This is a genomic window from Azospirillum brasilense (assembly GCF_022023855.1).
GTDB classification, from domain to species: Bacteria; Pseudomonadota; Alphaproteobacteria; order Azospirillales; family Azospirillaceae; genus Azospirillum; species Azospirillum brasilense_F.
Genome location: NZ_CP059449.1, coordinates 270765 through 285777, shown reverse-complemented (window position 1 = coordinate 285777; position 15013 = coordinate 270765). Strand labels below are relative to the sequence as shown.

17 protein-coding genes are annotated in these 15013 nt (G+C 68.6%); 10 read left to right on the top strand and 7 right to left on the bottom strand.

The window, feature by feature from the left end; all coding sequences use genetic code 11:
• Nucleotides 1–120 precede the first annotated feature (120 nt).
• The 10 genes from H1Q64_RS01400 (at nucleotide 121) to H1Q64_RS01355 (ending at nucleotide 9053) form a co-directional block, all read left to right on the top strand.
• Nucleotides 121–702 (top strand): DUF3306 domain-containing protein, encoded by a 582-nt coding sequence (locus tag H1Q64_RS01400; protein ID WP_237904079.1) that lies wholly within the window; start codon nucleotides 121–123, stop codon nucleotides 700–702.
• A 290-nt stretch (nucleotides 703–992) separates the two neighbouring features.
• Nucleotides 993–1604, top strand: a complete 612-nt coding sequence (locus H1Q64_RS01395) for a TorD/DmsD family molecular chaperone (RefSeq protein ID WP_237904078.1) — start codon at nucleotides 993–995, stop codon at nucleotides 1602–1604.
• A gap of 161 nt (nucleotides 1605–1765) precedes the next feature.
• A complete protein-coding gene (locus H1Q64_RS01390; RefSeq protein WP_094305940.1) occupies nucleotides 1766–1966 on the top strand; it encodes a formate dehydrogenase in 201 nt (66 codons plus the stop codon).
• Between the two features lie 15 nt (nucleotides 1967–1981).
• Complete coding sequence (locus H1Q64_RS01385; protein ID WP_237904077.1) at nucleotides 1982–4870, top strand: formate dehydrogenase subunit alpha; 2889 nt, start codon at nucleotides 1982–1984, stop codon at nucleotides 4868–4870.
• A 20-nt stretch (nucleotides 4871–4890) separates the two neighbouring features.
• Nucleotides 4891–5487 (top strand): formate dehydrogenase FDH3 subunit beta, encoded by a 597-nt coding sequence (gene fdh3B / locus H1Q64_RS01380; RefSeq protein ID WP_038529096.1) that lies wholly within the window; start codon nucleotides 4891–4893, stop codon nucleotides 5485–5487.
• Nucleotides 5484–5678, top strand: a complete 195-nt coding sequence (locus H1Q64_RS01375) for a hypothetical protein (protein WP_109068631.1) — start codon at nucleotides 5484–5486, stop codon at nucleotides 5676–5678. The genes fdh3B and H1Q64_RS01375 overlap by 4 nt, the downstream gene beginning before the upstream one ends.
• Before the next feature lie 46 nt (nucleotides 5679–5724).
• On the top strand, nucleotides 5725–6798 hold the full coding sequence (locus H1Q64_RS01370; protein ID WP_237904076.1) for a formate dehydrogenase subunit gamma: 1074 nt from the start codon (nucleotides 5725–5727) through the stop codon (nucleotides 6796–6798).
• Nucleotides 6799–6809: 11 nt separating this feature from the next.
• The gene (locus H1Q64_RS01365) at nucleotides 6810–7187 is read left to right on the top strand and encodes a hypothetical protein (RefSeq protein WP_237904075.1); all 378 of its coding nucleotides are present in this window, start codon (nucleotides 6810–6812) and stop codon (nucleotides 7185–7187) included.
• Nucleotides 7188–7367: 180 nt separating this feature from the next.
• Nucleotides 7368–8276 carry a WD40 repeat domain-containing protein gene (locus H1Q64_RS01360; protein WP_237904074.1) on the top strand — a complete coding sequence of 303 codons (909 nt, stop codon included), beginning with the start codon at nucleotides 7368–7370 and terminating at the stop codon, nucleotides 8274–8276.
• A gap of 78 nt (nucleotides 8277–8354) precedes the next feature.
• A complete protein-coding gene (locus H1Q64_RS01355; protein WP_237904073.1) occupies nucleotides 8355–9053 on the top strand; it encodes a class II aldolase/adducin family protein in 699 nt (232 codons plus the stop codon).
• Nucleotides 9054–9072: 19 nt separating this feature from the next.
• Here the strand turns inward: H1Q64_RS01355 and H1Q64_RS01350 are convergent, their stop codons facing one another.
• From H1Q64_RS01350 to H1Q64_RS01320, 7 genes are all read right to left on the bottom strand, one after another.
• The gene (locus H1Q64_RS01350; RefSeq protein ID WP_237904072.1) at nucleotides 9073–11145 is read right to left on the bottom strand and encodes a sensor histidine kinase; all 2073 of its coding nucleotides are present in this window, start codon (nucleotides 11143–11145) and stop codon (nucleotides 9073–9075) included.
• Nucleotides 11146–11337: 192 nt separating this feature from the next.
• Nucleotides 11338–12138: a DODA-type extradiol aromatic ring-opening family dioxygenase gene (locus H1Q64_RS01345; protein ID WP_237904071.1), complete on the bottom strand. Its 801-nt coding sequence runs from the start codon at nucleotides 12136–12138 to the stop codon at nucleotides 11338–11340.
• A 97-nt stretch (nucleotides 12139–12235) separates the two neighbouring features.
• Complete coding sequence (locus H1Q64_RS01340; protein ID WP_041810942.1) at nucleotides 12236–12715, bottom strand: ATP synthase subunit B; 480 nt, start codon at nucleotides 12713–12715, stop codon at nucleotides 12236–12238.
• On the bottom strand, nucleotides 12712–13362 hold the full coding sequence (locus tag H1Q64_RS01335; RefSeq protein WP_237904070.1) for an ATPase: 651 nt from the start codon (nucleotides 13360–13362) through the stop codon (nucleotides 12712–12714). The genes H1Q64_RS01340 and H1Q64_RS01335 overlap by 4 nt, the downstream gene beginning before the upstream one ends.
• 87 nt (nucleotides 13363–13449) lie before the next feature.
• Nucleotides 13450–13674: an ATP synthase subunit C family protein gene (locus tag H1Q64_RS01330; RefSeq protein ID WP_014239727.1), complete on the bottom strand. Its 225-nt coding sequence runs from the start codon at nucleotides 13672–13674 to the stop codon at nucleotides 13450–13452.
• 73 nt (nucleotides 13675–13747) lie between these two features.
• Nucleotides 13748–14491 (bottom strand): F0F1 ATP synthase subunit A, encoded by a 744-nt coding sequence (locus H1Q64_RS01325; RefSeq protein ID WP_035672105.1) that lies wholly within the window; start codon nucleotides 14489–14491, stop codon nucleotides 13748–13750.
• Between the two features lie 12 nt (nucleotides 14492–14503).
• The gene (locus H1Q64_RS01320; RefSeq protein WP_014239729.1) at nucleotides 14504–14866 is read right to left on the bottom strand and encodes an AtpZ/AtpI family protein; all 363 of its coding nucleotides are present in this window, start codon (nucleotides 14864–14866) and stop codon (nucleotides 14504–14506) included.
• Between the last annotated feature and the right edge of the window lie 147 nt (nucleotides 14867–15013).

The following is a 15013-nucleotide window of genomic DNA, read 5'->3' as shown; positions in this document are numbered from 1 at the left end:
GTCCCACGCCCCCTTCCCGGCCTCCCCCCGGCGACGCAGGGGGAGGAGCTGATGCCCTCCCCTGCGGAGCGGGGGAGGGTTAGGGTGGGGCAAGGTCTGGCAATCCCCGAGACGCACAGCATGACCGACGAATCGTTCCTCTCCCGCTGGTCCCGCCTGAAGCGGCAGCCCGTCGCCCCAGCCCCGGAGCCGGTGGAACCGCCGCCCGCCGAGGAACCGCCCGCACAACTCCCGGTGGATGCGGCGCCCGACCCGACCGAGACCGCGCCACCCGCCGCGCCGGACGCCGATGACCCGCTGAAGGACCTTCCTCCCGTGGAGGAACTGACGCTGGAGTCCGACTTCACCCCCTTCCTGCGGGCGGAAGTCCCGGACGACCTGCACCGGCAGGCGCTGCGCAAGTTGTGGACCTCCGATCCGGTCTTTGCCAACGACGACGGGTTGAAGGACTACGCCGACGACTACGCTAGCCTGTTCACCGGCTCCTCGCCGGTGAAGACGCTCTACCGCGTCGGCAAGGGCTTCCTCGACGCCGCGGAGGAGGCGGCCGAGAAGGCGGAGCAAGGAGCCGGCGGGACGGCCGCGGACGGCGACACCGATGAAGACGGGAAAGAAACAGTGGCGCTTCCCGAAGGTTCGGAGCCCGAGCAGGTCCCCTCTGCTTCGCAAGAACCCGACATCGATATGACAAAAAGAGCATAGCGACAGTCCAGCCCAAGTCGCGGTAAGCACACTTCTGAGTCAACCTTTGTTGACAAACACCGCGAATCTGCCCTTTAATAGCCTCATCCTGAACGTTAAGCCCCTGATATGGCGAGGCTTTTCGCAGGTGCAATATGAGGTTGTCGGTCCAGGGCGTCTCGGGCGCCGGCCCTTGACGCCGTGAGCCTGCAACGGGCGAGCCAATGCGCCGCCGTTGTCGCGACGGGTGGGGCCGGGTGCCGGAGTTTTGCCGATCTGGTCCTTTTGTCGTGTCGGGAGGGATGAACGCCGTGTCCGTGACCGGTGAACACGATCCGTCGGCCCTGCCGCCGGAGGAGATGCAGCGGGCGCAGCTCTACGCCCTGCTGGCGCATCTGCTTGCCCGCCCGCCCGGCGGGGAGTTCCTGGCCGCTCTGTCGGCGCTGGATGGCGACGCGAGCCCGCTGGGGCAGGCGCTGAGCGGTCTGGCCGAGGCAGCCCGCGGCACGGACGCCGCCGCGGTGGAGGAGGAATTCAACACCCTCTTCATCGGCGTCGGCGGCGGCATCCTGTCCCCATACGGGTCCTACTATCTCACGGGCTTCCTTCACGAAAAGCCGCTGGCCGAGCTGCGCGGCGACATGGCGCTGCTGGGCATCGCCCGTGCCGACGAGGTGAAGGAACCCGAAGATCACATTGCCGCCCTGGCCGAGATGATGGCGGGTCTGATCACTGGGGCCTTCGACGCCCCGGCCGATCTGGAGGCGCAGCGCCGCTTCTTCGACCGTCACATCGGCTCCTGGGCCGGCAGGTTCTTCACCGATCTGGAATCCACGCCGTCCGCCGCCTTCTACCGCGCGGTGGGCACGCTGGGGCACCGGTATCTGGAGGTCGAGGGGAAAGCCTTCGACATGGCGGCGTGACGGGGCGGTATGACCGCACACCGGCACCGTCGCCGAACAGAAAAAGACAACGAGACCGGTCCACGACAAGGCCGGTCCGGAAACGCTGAAAACAAGGCTCGGAAACCGGGCGGCACATCGGTCTTCAGTCTCGGGGAAGCCGCGAAGAATAGGGTGAAGCTATGACGGACAAGAAGGAAAAGACCACGCTGGCGCGGCGCGACCTGTTCCGCGCGGCTGGATTGGGCGTCGGCGCGCTGGGCGCCGCCGCCGTGGGCGCCGTGACGGGTGCGGAGCCGGTGCAGGCCGCCGAGCCTGCCCCCGCCCAGGGCTACCGCGAGACCGACCATGTTCGGACGGTCTACGAACTGAGCCGCTTCTAAGAAGGACCGCCGCACATGCTGACAAAGAAGAAGGCGGCTGCTTCCGGCGGCCGTTCGCTGGCGAAGATGGTTTCCGGCCTGACCGGTAACACCGTCGACCGTCGTTCGTTCCTCCGCACCTCGGGCATCGCCGCCGGTGGCGCCGCCATCGCCGCCACGATGCCCTTCGGCATGGTGAAGAAGGCCGAGGCGGTGACCGCCACCCCCGCCGCGGGCGCGCCGGTCAAGCTGGTCAAGAACGTCTGCACCCACTGTTCGGTCGGCTGCACGGTCACCGCCGAGGTGCAGAACGGCGTGTGGATCGGCCAGGAGCCGAGCTTCGACAGCCCGATCAACCTGGGCGCCCATTGCGCCAAGGGTGCGGCGGTGCGCGAGCACGCTCACGGCGACCGCCGCCTGCGCTACCCGATGAAGATGGTGGACGGCAAGTGGACCCGGATCTCCTGGGACCAGGCCATCCAGGAGGTCGGCGACAAGCTGCTGGCGATCCGCGAGAAGTCCGGCCCGGATTCGGTCTTCTGGCTCGGCTCGGCCAAGCACAGCAACGAGCAGGCCTATCTGATCCGCAAGTTCGCCGCCTTCTGGGGAACGAACAACGTCGACCATCAGGCCCGCATCTGTCATTCCACCACCGTCGCCGGCGTGGCGAACGTGTGGGGTTACGGCGCCATGACGAACTCGTACAACGACATCCAGAAGTCGCGCGCGATGTTCTTCATCGGCTCCAACGCCGCGGAGGCCCACCCGGTCTCCATGCTCCACATCCTGAAGGGCAAGGAGCAGAACAACGCGCCGCTGATCGTCGCCGATCCGCGCTTCACCCGCACCGCGGCCAAGGCCGACGAGTACATCCGCTTCCGCCCCGGCACCGACGTCGGCCTGATCTGGGGCATCCTCTGGCACATCTTCGAGAATGGCTGGGAGGACAAGGAGTACATCGCCAAGCGCGTCTACGGCATGGACGAGATCCGCGCCGAGGTCGCCAAGTGGACTCCGGAAGAGGTCGAGAAGGTCACCGGCGTTCCGGGCTCGCAGCTGAAGCGCGTCGCCCGCACGCTGGCCTCCAACCGTCCGGGCACGCTCGTCTGGTGCATGGGCGGCACGCAGCACCACATCGGCAACAACAACACCCGCGCCTACTGCGTGCTCCAGCTCGCCCTGGGCAACGTCGGCGTGACGGGCGGCGGCACCAACATCTTCCGCGGCCACGACAACGTGCAGGGCGCCACCGACTTCGGCGTCACCTCGGACTCGCTGCCTGGCTACTACGGTCTGGCGGAGGGCGCGTGGCGCCACTGGGCGCGCGTCTGGGACGTCTCCTATGACGAGGTCCTGGCCCGCTTCAAGGACAAGAAGCTGATGGAGGCCACCGGCATCCCGGTGTCCCGCTGGTTCGACGGCGTCCTGGAAGCCAAGGAGAACATGGACCAGCCCGAGAGCATCAAGGGCATGGTCTTCTGGGGTCACGCGCCGAACAGCCAGGTCCGCCTTCCGGACATGAAGAAGGCGATGGAGAAGCTGGAGCTGCTGGTCGTCGTCGATCCGTTCCCGACGATGACCGCCGTCCTGTCCGACCGCAAGGACAACTTCTACCTGCTGCCCGCCGCCACCCAGTTCGAGACCGTCGGGTCGCGCACCGCGTCCAACCGCTCGGTCCAGTGGTGCGACAAGATCATGGAGCCGCTCTTCGAGGCGAAGACGGACCATGAGATCATGTACCTGTTCGCCAAGAAGTTCGGCTTCGCCGAGCCGATGTTCAAGAACATCAAGCTCCACGGCAACGAGCCGGACATCGAGGACACGACGCGGGAATGGAACCGCGGCATGTGGTCGGTCGGCTACACCGGCCAGTCGCCGGAGCGGCTGAAGCTGCACATGCAGCATCAGGCGACCTTCGACAAGACCACGCTGCGCGCCAACGGCGGCCCGTGCGACGGCGACTATTACGGCCTGCCGTGGCCCTGCTGGGGCACGCCGGAGATGAAGCATCCGGGCACCGCCAACCTCTACGACACCTCCCTGCCGGTCGCCGAGGGCGGCGGCGCCTTCCGCGCGCGCTTCGGCGTCGAGCGCAACGGCGTGACGCTGCTCGCCGAGGGCTCCTACCCGGTCGGGTCGGAGATCAAGGACGGCTACCCGGAAGTCACCTACGCCATGCTGGACAAGCTGGGCTGGACCGGGGAGCTGACCGAGGCCGAGATGGCCGTCATCAAGAAGATCGGCGGCGAGAAGATCGGTGCCGTGTCCTGGACCACCGACCTGTCGGGCGGCATCCAGCGCGTGGCGATCAAGCACGGCCTGAACCCGCCGGGCAACGCCAAGGCCCGCTGCGTCGCCTGGAACTTCCCGGACCCGGTGCCCGTGCACCGCGAGCCGCTCTACACGCCGCGCCGCGATCTGGTCGCCGAGTACCCGACCTACAAGGACACCAAGTCCTGGCGCCTGCCGACGCTCTACAAGTCCATCCAGGACCGCGACGTGTCGAAGGAGTACCCGATCATCCTCACCTCCGGCCGTCTGGTCGAGTATGAGGGCGGCGGCGACGAGACCCGGTCGAACCCCTGGCTGGCCGAGCTGCAGCAGGACATGTTCGTCGAGATCAACCCGTTCGATGCCAACAACGCCGGCATCAAGGACGGCCAGATGGTCTGGGTCGAGGGTGCGGAAAAGGGCAAGGTGAAGGTCAAGGCCATGCTGACCGAGCGTGTCGGCCGTGGCGTCGCCTTCATGCCCTTCCACTTCGGCGGCCATTACCAGGGCCAGGATCTGCGCTCCAAGTACCCGCAGGGCGCCGACCCGGTCGTGCTGGGCGAGGCGGCGAACACCGCCACGACCTACGGCTACGACTCGGTCACGCAGATGCAGGAAACCAAGACCACCCTCTGCCGTATCTCGGCGGCCTGAGACGCTAGGAGTTCATCACCATGGCCCGCATGAAATTCCTCTGCGACGCGGACCGCTGCATCGAATGCAACGCCTGCGTCACCGCTTGCAAGAACGAGCACGAGGTGCCCTGGGGCATCAACCGCCGCCGCGTCGTCACCATCAACGACGGCAAGCCGGGTGAGCGGTCGATCTCGGTCGCCTGCATGCATTGCTCCGACGCGCCCTGCAAGGCCGTCTGCCCGGTCGACTGCTTCTACCAGACCGAGCAGGGCGTGGTTCTGCACAACAAGGACCTGTGCATCGGCTGCGGCTACTGCTTCTACGCCTGCCCGTTCGGCGCCCCGCAGTACCCGCAGGCCGGCAACTTCGGCACCCGCGGCAAGATGGACAAGTGCACCTTCTGCGCCGGCGGCCCGGAGGCCGACAACACGGACGCGGAGTACAGGAAGTACGGCCGCAACCGTCTGGCCGAAGGCAAGCTGCCGCTCTGTGCCGAGATGTGCTCGACCAAGGCCCTCCTGGCCGGCGACGGCGACAAGGTGTCGGACATCTACCGCGAGCGCGTGGTCGCCCGCGGCTTCGGGTCCGGCGCCTGGGGCTGGGGCACCGCCTATCAGATGAAGGCGGGGTCGTGACCGTGATCCGCCGCACCGTCTGTGCGATGGCGCTCCTTCTCGTCACCCCGCTTCTGGCGGGGTGCAACGAGGAGGAGCAGGCGCGCCCGATCCATCTGGAGAAGGGCGTCTACCGCGGCGCCGCGGACAGTCCTTTGTCCGCGGATCAGGTCCAGGCGCTCCAGCAGCGCTCGGCCGGCCAGCGTTTCTGAGAGGGCGTTTCCGATGGACGCTGTTCTCAAGGGAAGGGCTGACGCAATGACGTCGAATCATTCCAAGGTCGTGCTGGCCAAGGGCTGGCTCCAGTCGCCGTTCCAGATCGTGCTTCTGGGCGTCGCCATGCTGGCGCTGACCCTGGTCATGGCCAACGTCTCCTCTGCTTCGGCGGCGGAAGCGTTCCCGCCGGTCGCCAGCCAGCCGGCGGACGGCAACTCCAAGACCGACATGTGGCGCGGCATCCGCTCCGGCGAGCAGGGCTATGTCTCCATCCCCAACAAGAGCGCCGGCGTGCTGGTGCAGTCGGAAGGCGAGGCGTGGCGCTCGGTCCGCAACGGTCCGCTGTCCACCTACGGCGGCTGGGTGCTGGGAGGCATGATCGGGCTGCTCGTCCTGTTCTTCCTGGTGCGCGGGCGCATCCGGATCGACGGCAAGAAGACCGGCCGGACCATCCAGCGCTTCAACGCCTTCGAGCGGGGCGTGCACTGGCTGACCGCCGGCAGCTTCGTCATCCTGGCCTTCACCGGGTTGAACGTGCTGTACGGGCGCTACACCGTCCTGCCGCTGCTGGGTCCGGAGGTGTTCGCCACGATGACCCAGTACGGCAAGTTCGCCCACAACTACCTGGGCTTCGCCTTCATGCTGGGCATCCTCCTCATCTTCGTGATGTGGGTGAAGCACAACATCCCGGAGCGCAACGACATCACCTGGGCGCTGAAGGCCGGCGGCCTGTTCAGCAAGGGCGTGCATCCGGCGGCGAAGAAGTTCAACGCCGGCCAGAAGGTGATCTTCTGGGCGACGGTGCTGGGCGGTGCGGCGCTGGGCTTCACGGGCGTGCAACTGCTGTGGCCCTTCTCCTTCGCCTCGCTGGCCGACCTGCAGCTTTACCAGCTGATCCACGCGGCGGTGGCGGTGGTGCTGACCGCGGTCATCATCGCCCACATCTACATCGGCTCGGTCGGTATGGAAGGCGCCTTCGACGCGATGGGCTCCGGCGACGTCGAACTCCAGTGGGCGCGCGAGCACCATTCGCTGTGGGTTCAGGAGGTCACCGGCGAGACCCCCGGCCGTCACGGGGGCCATCACCAGGGCCGCCACCGCGCGCCCGCCGAGTGAGGATCCTATCCATGCGTTCCTTCCTGATCGGCCTGCTGCTGGCCGGGGCGCTCGCCGCTCCGGCCGCCGCCCAGACCTCTCCGGCGGCCAAGCCGGCGGAGGAGGTGAAGCGGATCGTCGAGCAGACCTACAATGTGCAGGTCCTGCGCGTGACCGAGGCGGCGCTGGAGGACGGCACCGCCGTCTACAAGGTCGCCGCCATGATGCCGGGCACCGCCGGCAACGCCGCCTTCATGGTCAACACCCTGACCGTCGATGCGGCGACCGGTCTCGCGCTTCCGCCCTTCCGCCACCACGCGGCGGGCTACAGCCTGCCCCAGGGCGGCAGCTACGAGCCGAACCGGACCTCCAACAACCCCGCGGTCGCCCGCGGGCACACTTGGCGCTGAAGACAACCGGCGCTGATACCTGTTACCCCCTGACCGGTGGCTGCAAGGCTGCCGGTCTTTTCCTTTTCGGGAGGCGGTTCGGGCATGGGCAGAGGGTGTCATCCGGGGAACCCGCCGAGCCACACCCGCCGCCGGCTTCTCGCGCTGGCTGCGACCGCGCCTGTCCTGACCGCACCCCTGTTGTCCCGTGCCGCGGACCTGATCGGCCATGGCGCCATGGTCAACGCCGTCGCCATGTCGCCCGACGGCACCCGCGTCCTGACGGGAAGCTGGGACTATTCGGCCATCCTCTGGGACCTCGCCTCCGGCTCCCAAATCGCCTCCTTTCACGAGCACGCCGCCGGCGTCACCGCCGTGGCCTTCCTGCCGGACGGCAAGCAGGCCCTGACCGGCAGCCGCGACGCCGCCATCATCCTCTGGGACCTGGAAAAGGGACGGTCGCTGCGCCGTTTCGAGGGGCACACCGGCACCGTCGCCGGTCTGGCGGTGACGCCGGATGGCCGCAGTTTCGCCTCCGCGGGCTGGGACTTCGTCATCCGCGTCTGGGATCCGGGAAGCGGCGCCGCGCTGCGGGTGCTGGAGGGGCATGGCGCCAACGTGAACGCCGTGGCTTACACCCCCGACGGCGGGCGGTTGGTCTCCGCCGGCTACGACTTCCAGATCCGCGTCTGGGACGCCGCGACCGGTCGGGAGAAGGCGGTGCTGGAAGGGCATGAGGGCAGCGTCAACGGTCTGGCCCTGTCTCCCGACGGGCGGCTGGCCGCCACGGCGTCCAGTGACGAGACGGTGCGGCTGTGGGACCTGGAGGCCGGCACGCTCCTGCGCACGCTTTACGGGCACACCGGCTTCATCACCTCGGTCGCCGTCTCGCCCGATGGCAAGACCCTGCTGTCCGGCGGGGGCGGCGACCGGCGCGTCCGGCTGTGGGAGATCGCCACCGGGCGGCAACTCGCCTCCTTCCGTGGCCATGAGAAGCCGGTCCTGGCGGTCGCCTTCACCCCGGACGGGCAGGGCGCCCTGTCCGCCGGCTACGACGCGGTGGTCCGCCATTGGGACCTGATGAGCAAGGCGGACGCCGACCGTCCCTGACCCCGACCGTCCTTGACAGGATGGGCGCGCCCATGGCCCGTTCGCCTACCGTCCGTTCCACAAGCGAGACCGCCGCCCATGACCAGCCTGTCCCACCCGGCGCAGCGCCGCGCCATCATCGACTCCTGCCTCGCCATGAACGGGGCGGGCATCAACCAGGGCTCGTCGGGCAACCTGTCGGTGCGGGTGGAGGGCGGCTTCCTGATCACGCCGAGCAGCCTGCCTTATGACGAGACGGCGCCCGAGGACATTGTCGAGATGGGCTTCGACGGGACCTATGTGGGCCGGCGGCGGCCATCGTCGGAATGGCGCTTCCATCGCGACATCCTGAAGGCGCGGCCCGACGTGGATGTGGTGCTGCACGCCCATTCGACCTTCGCGACGGCGCTGGCCGTCCATGGCCGGGGCATTCCCAGCTTCCATTACATGGTGGCTCTGGCCGGCGGCGATTCGATCCGCTGCGCGCCCTACGCCACCTTCGGCACGCAGGAACTGTCCAACCACGCGGTGGCGGCGCTGGAGGGGCGGCTGGCCTGCCTTCTGGCAAACCACGGCATGATCGTGCTGGGCAAGACGCTGAAAGGCGCTCTCGCCCTGGCGGTGGAGGTGGAGACGCTGGCCCGCCAGTATCTCCACGCCCATCTGCTGGGCGAGCCGGTCATCCTGCCGCCCGAAGAGATCGCGCGCGTCGCCGAGAAGATGCGTCGCATGAAGTACGGCCTGCCGCCCGACGAGGGGGCCGCGCCGGAGGACACCGCCCGCCCGCGCGAGGCCTGACGGCCAACGGCTCCCGGCTTCAGGAGGCCAGCTGGGCGACGGGGCGCAGGGGGGCGACGGTGACCAGAGGGCGCTTGGCAGCCCCGGCGGTGCCGACCTGGAGCGGGCGTTCCTCCGCCGGGGGCTGGTAGTAGGCGGGCAGGGCCACCGTGACGCGGGTGCCATGCCCGGGCTCGCTCGCCACCTCGATGTCGCCGCCGAGCATGGCGGCGTAATGGCCGACCAGGGTCAGGCCGAGCCCGGCGCCGCGTCGTCTGGTGCCGCTGCCGCCTTGGACGAAGGGCTGGAACAGCCGGGCGGTCTGGCTGGTGGCGAAGCCGCTGCCGCTGTCGGTCACGGTGAAGCGCAGCCAGGGTTCGCCGTCTCGCTCGATCCGTTCGGCGGCCAGCAGGACGGCGCCGCCCTGGGTGAACTTGCAGGCGTTGTCCAGCAGGTTGAGAAGCGCCTGCCGGACCTTGCCGAAATCCGAATACATCTGGCCGAGCGCTGCGGCTTCCGCCTGGAGCGTCACCTCGTTGCCGTTGAGGTCGGCGGCGGGCAGCGTGCGCTCCCGCGCCTCGATCAGCAGGCGGTGCACGTCGAAATCCTGAAGCACGACGTCCATGTTGCCGGCCTCGATCCGGGCATAGTCGAGGATCGCATCGACCAGGGTCAGCATCTGCTCGCCGGTCCACTGGATCTGCTCGATGTCGGTTGCCAGTTCCCCGGCGCCCAGGCGGTGCAGCTCGCCCATCAGCGACTGGCTGGAGGCGACGATCTCGTTGAGCGGGGCGTGAAGCTCCTGCCCGATGTTGACCAGGAAATGGGTCTTCGCCTCGTTGGCAGCGTCGGCGCGCTCCTTGTCGCGCAGCAGCTGGCCGTGCCGGTCGGCGGCCTCCTGGCGCTGGCGCTCCATCTCCGCGGTGTTGTCGCGCAGGACGCGGACGGCGCGGGCCATGGCGGACACCTCGTCCGCCCCCTCATCCGGCGGCAGGGCGATGTCGGTCCGCCCGGCGGCAAGGGAGGTCACGGCGGCGGCCATGCCGGACACCGGGCGGGCGACCCGGCGGTTGACGAACCAGACCATCGCCAGCCCGGCCAGCGTCACCGCCAGCGCCGCCCACAGGGCGATGCGCACCGTGCGCCAGGACTGGTCGGCCAGACCGCCACGCAGCTCCGCCGCCACGGCGTCGTTGCGCTGGCGGATTTCCGCCGCCTGGGCGGCGACGGCGGCGGCATTGGGCGTCAGCCGCTCGGCGCGCAGCCCATCCTCGTCGGCCAGGGAGGCCTCGATGCTGTCCAGCACGCCGTCGATGCCGGCCAGCGCCGCCTCAACCTCGTCAATGGTCTGGCGGGTGCCGGGGACCCAGAGATAGCGGTTCATCTCCGCCAGCTTGGCGCGGGCGTTGCCCAGCTCGGCGCGCATGCGCAGCGAGTCGCGGTCGTCGCGCCGCGCCACGTAACGGCCGAGATGGTCCTGCATCATCAGGATGGCGACGGTCGCGTCGCCGGCCAGCGCCGCCGAATCGACGCCGCCCGCGTCCTTCAATCGGCCCAGCCCGGCGCGGATCTGGGAAATCTGCGGCTCCAGCACCGACTCGGTCAGCCGGGCGCGCTCGCCGCGCAAGGCGACCAGCGCCTCGAAGCCGCTCCAATAGGCGTCCAGCGCCGTGCGCGCGCCCTCCACCGAGCGGCGGTCGGCCTCGCCGTCCACCATGCCGGCCAGGGCGATCAGCCGCTCCAGCAGGCCGTCGCGGCGCAGCCCGGCGTCGAGCAGGCTTTGCTGGTCGCCCTCGGCCAGATGGTCGCGGACGGACACCTCCAGGTCGCGCAGCCCGATGTCCAGGTCGGCGGCCGTCTGGGAGGCGTCGGCGTAGCCGGAGAAGGTGCCGACCTCGCGGCTGACCCCGTAGAGCGAGGCCATGCCGATCAGCGCCAGCAGAAGAACCAGAGCCAGGACCACGCCGAAGCCCAGCCCGACGCGCGCGGCGAGCGTCAGCTCGTCCAGGCGGCGCAGGAAACCGAGCCCCGGAAGGGAGCGCGCGAGGCGGGCCGGGGCACCGGGGGGGGAGGGGGCGTCGCCGGACCGGGGCAGGGTTCCGTTCCGCGTCACGCCACGTCCCGTACGCGCTGTCGTTGGTAAGCCACGAGATCCGGCCGAAGGTTGCGGGCGGGAAAAGCCCGACGTTGTCAGAAACCCCTCCGTGTGCACGGACGGGTGGCGCGGATTGTAGCTTGGCGCGGCAACGGCGCAAACAGACAAGTGCGTCGGGTTCAGCCCCCTTTAAACATCCCCGGTACTGCCTCAGATCGTGCCATGGAAGGCGTAGGCTTGCATGCCGATGCTGCCATGCTCGAACCCGGCGTGAAGCCGCTCCGTCCGCACCGCGCTGCCGGCGGCGCCGAAGGCCACGGGCAGGGGCAGGAAATGCTCGTCGGTGGGATGCGCCGCCTTGGCCTGCGGGCAGAGCGTCTTCCAGCCGGCCAGCGACGCCTCGTCGCCCGCCGCCAGCACCCCGTCGAGCCAGCCGGCGAAGTCCTCCGCCCAGTCGGCCACGTCGCTTTGGCCGAAGCGGAAATCGCCGAGATTGTGGACGGCGCCGCCGCTGCCGAGGATCAGCACGCCCTCTTTCCGCAGGGGCGCCAGGGCGCGGCCCAGCGCGATGTGGTCGGCGGCGGTGGCGCCGGGCTGCACGGAGAGCTGGGCGACCGGGATGTCGGCCTCCGGGTACATCAGCATCAGCGGCACCCAGGCACCGTGGTCGAGCCCCTGGCCGGGGTCCACCGCGGCGCCGGTCAGCGCCCGCACGCGGTCGGCCAGCGCCGGGGCGCCGGGGGCGGCGTAGCGCATCGCGTAGAGGGCGCGGGGGAAGCCGTAAAAATCATGGATGGTGTCCGGCTGCGTGGCGCCGCTGATCGCCGGGCTGCTGGTCGTCCAGTGCGCCGACACCGCGATCACCGCGCTCGGGCGGCCCAGCCGCTTACCCAGGCCAGCCAGGAAATGGCGGCCCGGCGAATCCTCGATGATCAGGGTGGGAGCGCCGTGGGAAACGAAGACGCTGGGGAAGGGGGAGGGCAGGGCGGTGGCCGGCTGGGTCGTGGTCATGGAATGGGCTCCGGGTTGCCGGACCATTCGACCAAAGAAAAACCCCGGCGCCTAGGCCGGGGTTTTTCGAAAGACCGTTGCCGGTGGAGCAACGATCTCAGTGCAGGTGCTTCGGCAGCTCGGCGATCGACTGGTCGATCAGCTTGTCCGCCTGGGCCGGCTGGATGCCGGTTTCCAGGATGCGGCGGCTGGCGTCCATGGCGATGTCGACGGTCAGGTTGCGGACCTCGGCCAGCGCCCCGGCTTCCGCCTGGGCGATGCGGTCCATGGCCTGGGCCTCGCGGCGCTTCAGCGACGCTTCGAGGTCGGCACCGGCCTGCGAGCGGAGGCGGTCGGCCTCCTCGCGGGCGTGGGCGATGATGGCCTCGGCCTCCTTCAGCGCGTCGCGCTGACGGCGCTGGTAGTTGGCGAGCAGCGCCTGGGCGTCTTCACGCAGGCGCTGGGCCTCGTCCAGCTCCGCCCGGATCTTCTCGGCGCGGGCGTCGAGAAGGCCGGTGATCGCGCCGGCCGCCTTCTTCCACACCAGGGCGGCGAAGATGATGAAGGCGATGGCGACCCACATTTCGGGCGTGTTCATGACCGGCGCTCCTCGATCACGGCGGCGACCGCCGCATCGGCCTGGGCCGCGTCGACGTTCAGCCCGGCCAGACGGCCGGCGACGTCACGGGCGATGTCGGCGGAGATGGAGCGGACGTTGGCGATCGCCTGCTCCTTGGCCGCGGCGATGTTCGCCTCGGCGCTGCGCAGACGCTCGGCGTTCTCGGCGTTCAACTGGGCCTGGCGGGCGTGGTTGTTCGCGTCGATCTCGGCGGCCACCTGGGCGATCAGGGCCTGGGCTTCGGAACGGGCCCCGGCGAGGGACTGATCGACCTGGGCCATGGCGGCCTCGGCCTCTTCCTTGAGCGAAGCGGCCTTGCTCAGGTCGCGCGAAATGCGCTCCTGGCGCTCCTCCAGAACCTCGGCCACGCGCGGCAGCGCTTTCTTGGACAGGAGGTAGTAGAGGGTGATGAAGGTCAGCGCCAGCCAGAAGATCTGGGTGGGGAAGGTGGCGGGATTGAGCTGCGGCAGGCCGCCGGCGGCGTGCTCGCCGCCATGGGCGGCTTCCGGCGCGTGCTCCGCCGCCGCCGCCAGGACGTTACCGGCAAGCACGGTCAGAGTGGCGAGCGAGGCGCCCGCAGCACCCGACCAGCGGACCAGCCGTCGCTTGGCCAACAGGTTCGGCATGGATCGGTCCCCCTAGGCAAGAATGCGGCGCCGAAACTTCGAGAGCCCGGCGCCGCGTCAGAGCGAAATTGAAAGTTCGCTCTGGCCTTAGGCGAACAGGATCAGGAAGGCGATCAGCAGGGCGAACAGCGCGACGGCTTCCGTCAGCGCGAAGCCCAGAATGCCGATCGGGAAGACCTTCGGCTGGACGGCCGGGTTGCGGGCGATCGAACCGATCAGGGTCGAGAAGATGTTGCCGATACCCAGGCCGACGCCGGCGAGGGCGATAACGGCCAGACCGGCACCGACGTACTTGGCGGCTTCAGCTTCCATGGTACTCATTCCTCTAGGTAAGGGTGAACTGTGGTGGAAAAGGTAACGAGGTGATCCGGGTCGGCGCTGGTGCTCAGTGCAGTTCCAGCGCGTCGCGGATGTAGAGGCAGGTCAGGATCGAGAAGACGTAGGCTTGCAGGAACGCGACCAGGAACTCGAAGCCGGTCAGCGCGATGTTGATGGCCAGCGGGACGAGGCCGGCGAGGAAGCCGACGGCGCCCAGGCCGCTGATCATCATAACCGTGAAACCCGCGAACACCTTCAGCATGGTGTGACCGGCCATCATGTTGGCGAACAGTCGGATCGACAGGCTGACGGGGCGCATCAGGTAGGAGATCACCTCGATCGGGATGAGGATCGGGGCGAGCGCCAGCGGCGCGCCGTGCGGCATGAAGAAGCTGAAGAAATGCAGGCCGTGCTTCATCAGGGCCAGGACGGTCACGAACACGAACACCGTCGCCGCCAGCGTGAAGGTCACGATGATGTGGCTGGTGAAGGTGAAGGTGAACGGGATCATGCCGACGAGGTTACCGAACAGCACGAACATGAAGATCGCGAAGACGAACGGGAAGTATGGGCGGGCGTCGTGCCCGGCGTTGTCCCGAACCATGTTCGCGACGAATTCGTAGAAGATCTCGGCCAGGGACTGCAGGCGGCCCGGAACCAGGGCGCGGCCAGACATGCCGAAGACGAGCAGCGCGTAAATCAGCGCGACCGCCACGACCATGAAGAAGGCCGAGTTCGTGAAGGACACGTCATACCCGGCGATCACGATCTGGAGGATCGGGTTGATCTGGAACTGGTGCAGCGGATCCAAGGTCGTCCTCGCTCAGTGTGCGTCGCCGTTGGGGCGCTCGTTGTCATCCTCACGGGCCCGGCGGTAGCCGGGGGCTAATCCGAGCCCGGTGATGGCCCGGTAGACATTCAGAATTCCGGCCGCCGCGCCGAGGAAGAACATGACGATCAATCCCCAGGGCGCCGTTCCGAGCCAGCGGTCGAGCAGAAGCCCGCCACCGACGCCAACGATCATGGCAGCGACCAGCTCGGTCCCGATTCGAAAGGCGATGCCGAGAGGACTCTGCGGCAGCCGGTGATATTTCCCCGGACCGCTCTGCGATTCCTTCCCTTCACGCGCCTTCTTCAGTCGGGCGTCAAGCTCTGCCAGAGACGGCGGGGGCTTTTCGTCGCTCATGTCGCTTCGTTGTCCCCGTTGTCTCGCAGCCACGCGAAAGCGGCGAGACCATACGGACAGGGCACAACCCTGTCAAGTCGCAAAACCCTTAATACAAGTGCTTGAAAACCCAACAAAACCGCGCCGAAACCTTGGTATTACCGGGTC

Excerpts from the sequence above, each read along its gene's own strand:
- H1Q64_RS01400 (WP_237904079.1), top strand. The coding sequence starts at position 121 with ATGACCGACGAATCGTTCCTCTCCCGCTGGTCCCGCCTGAAGCGGCAG.
- H1Q64_RS01390 (WP_094305940.1), top strand. The coding sequence starts at position 1,766 with ATGACGGACAAGAAGGAAAAGACCACGCTGGCGCGGCGCGACCTGTTC.
- H1Q64_RS01385 (WP_237904077.1), top strand. The coding sequence starts at position 1,982 with ATGCTGACAAAGAAGAAGGCGGCTGCTTCCGGCGGCCGTTCGCTGGCG.
- fdh3B (WP_038529096.1), top strand. The coding sequence starts at position 4,891 with ATGGCCCGCATGAAATTCCTCTGCGACGCGGACCGCTGCATCGAATGC.
- H1Q64_RS01370 (WP_237904076.1), top strand. The coding sequence starts at position 5,725 with ATGACGTCGAATCATTCCAAGGTCGTGCTGGCCAAGGGCTGGCTCCAG.
- H1Q64_RS01365 (WP_237904075.1), top strand. The coding sequence starts at position 6,810 with ATGCGTTCCTTCCTGATCGGCCTGCTGCTGGCCGGGGCGCTCGCCGCT.
- H1Q64_RS01355 (WP_237904073.1), top strand. The coding sequence starts at position 8,355 with ATGACCAGCCTGTCCCACCCGGCGCAGCGCCGCGCCATCATCGACTCC.
- H1Q64_RS01345 (WP_237904071.1), bottom strand. The coding sequence starts at position 12,138 with ATGACCACGACCCAGCCGGCCACCGCCCTGCCCTCCCCCTTCCCCAGC.
- H1Q64_RS01340 (WP_041810942.1), bottom strand. The coding sequence starts at position 12,715 with ATGAACACGCCCGAAATGTGGGTCGCCATCGCCTTCATCATCTTCGCC.
- H1Q64_RS01335 (WP_237904070.1), bottom strand. The coding sequence starts at position 13,362 with ATGCCGAACCTGTTGGCCAAGCGACGGCTGGTCCGCTGGTCGGGTGCT.
- H1Q64_RS01330 (WP_014239727.1), bottom strand. The coding sequence starts at position 13,674 with ATGGAAGCTGAAGCCGCCAAGTACGTCGGTGCCGGTCTGGCCGTTATC.
- H1Q64_RS01320 (WP_014239729.1), bottom strand. The coding sequence starts at position 14,866 with ATGAGCGACGAAAAGCCCCCGCCGTCTCTGGCAGAGCTTGACGCCCGA.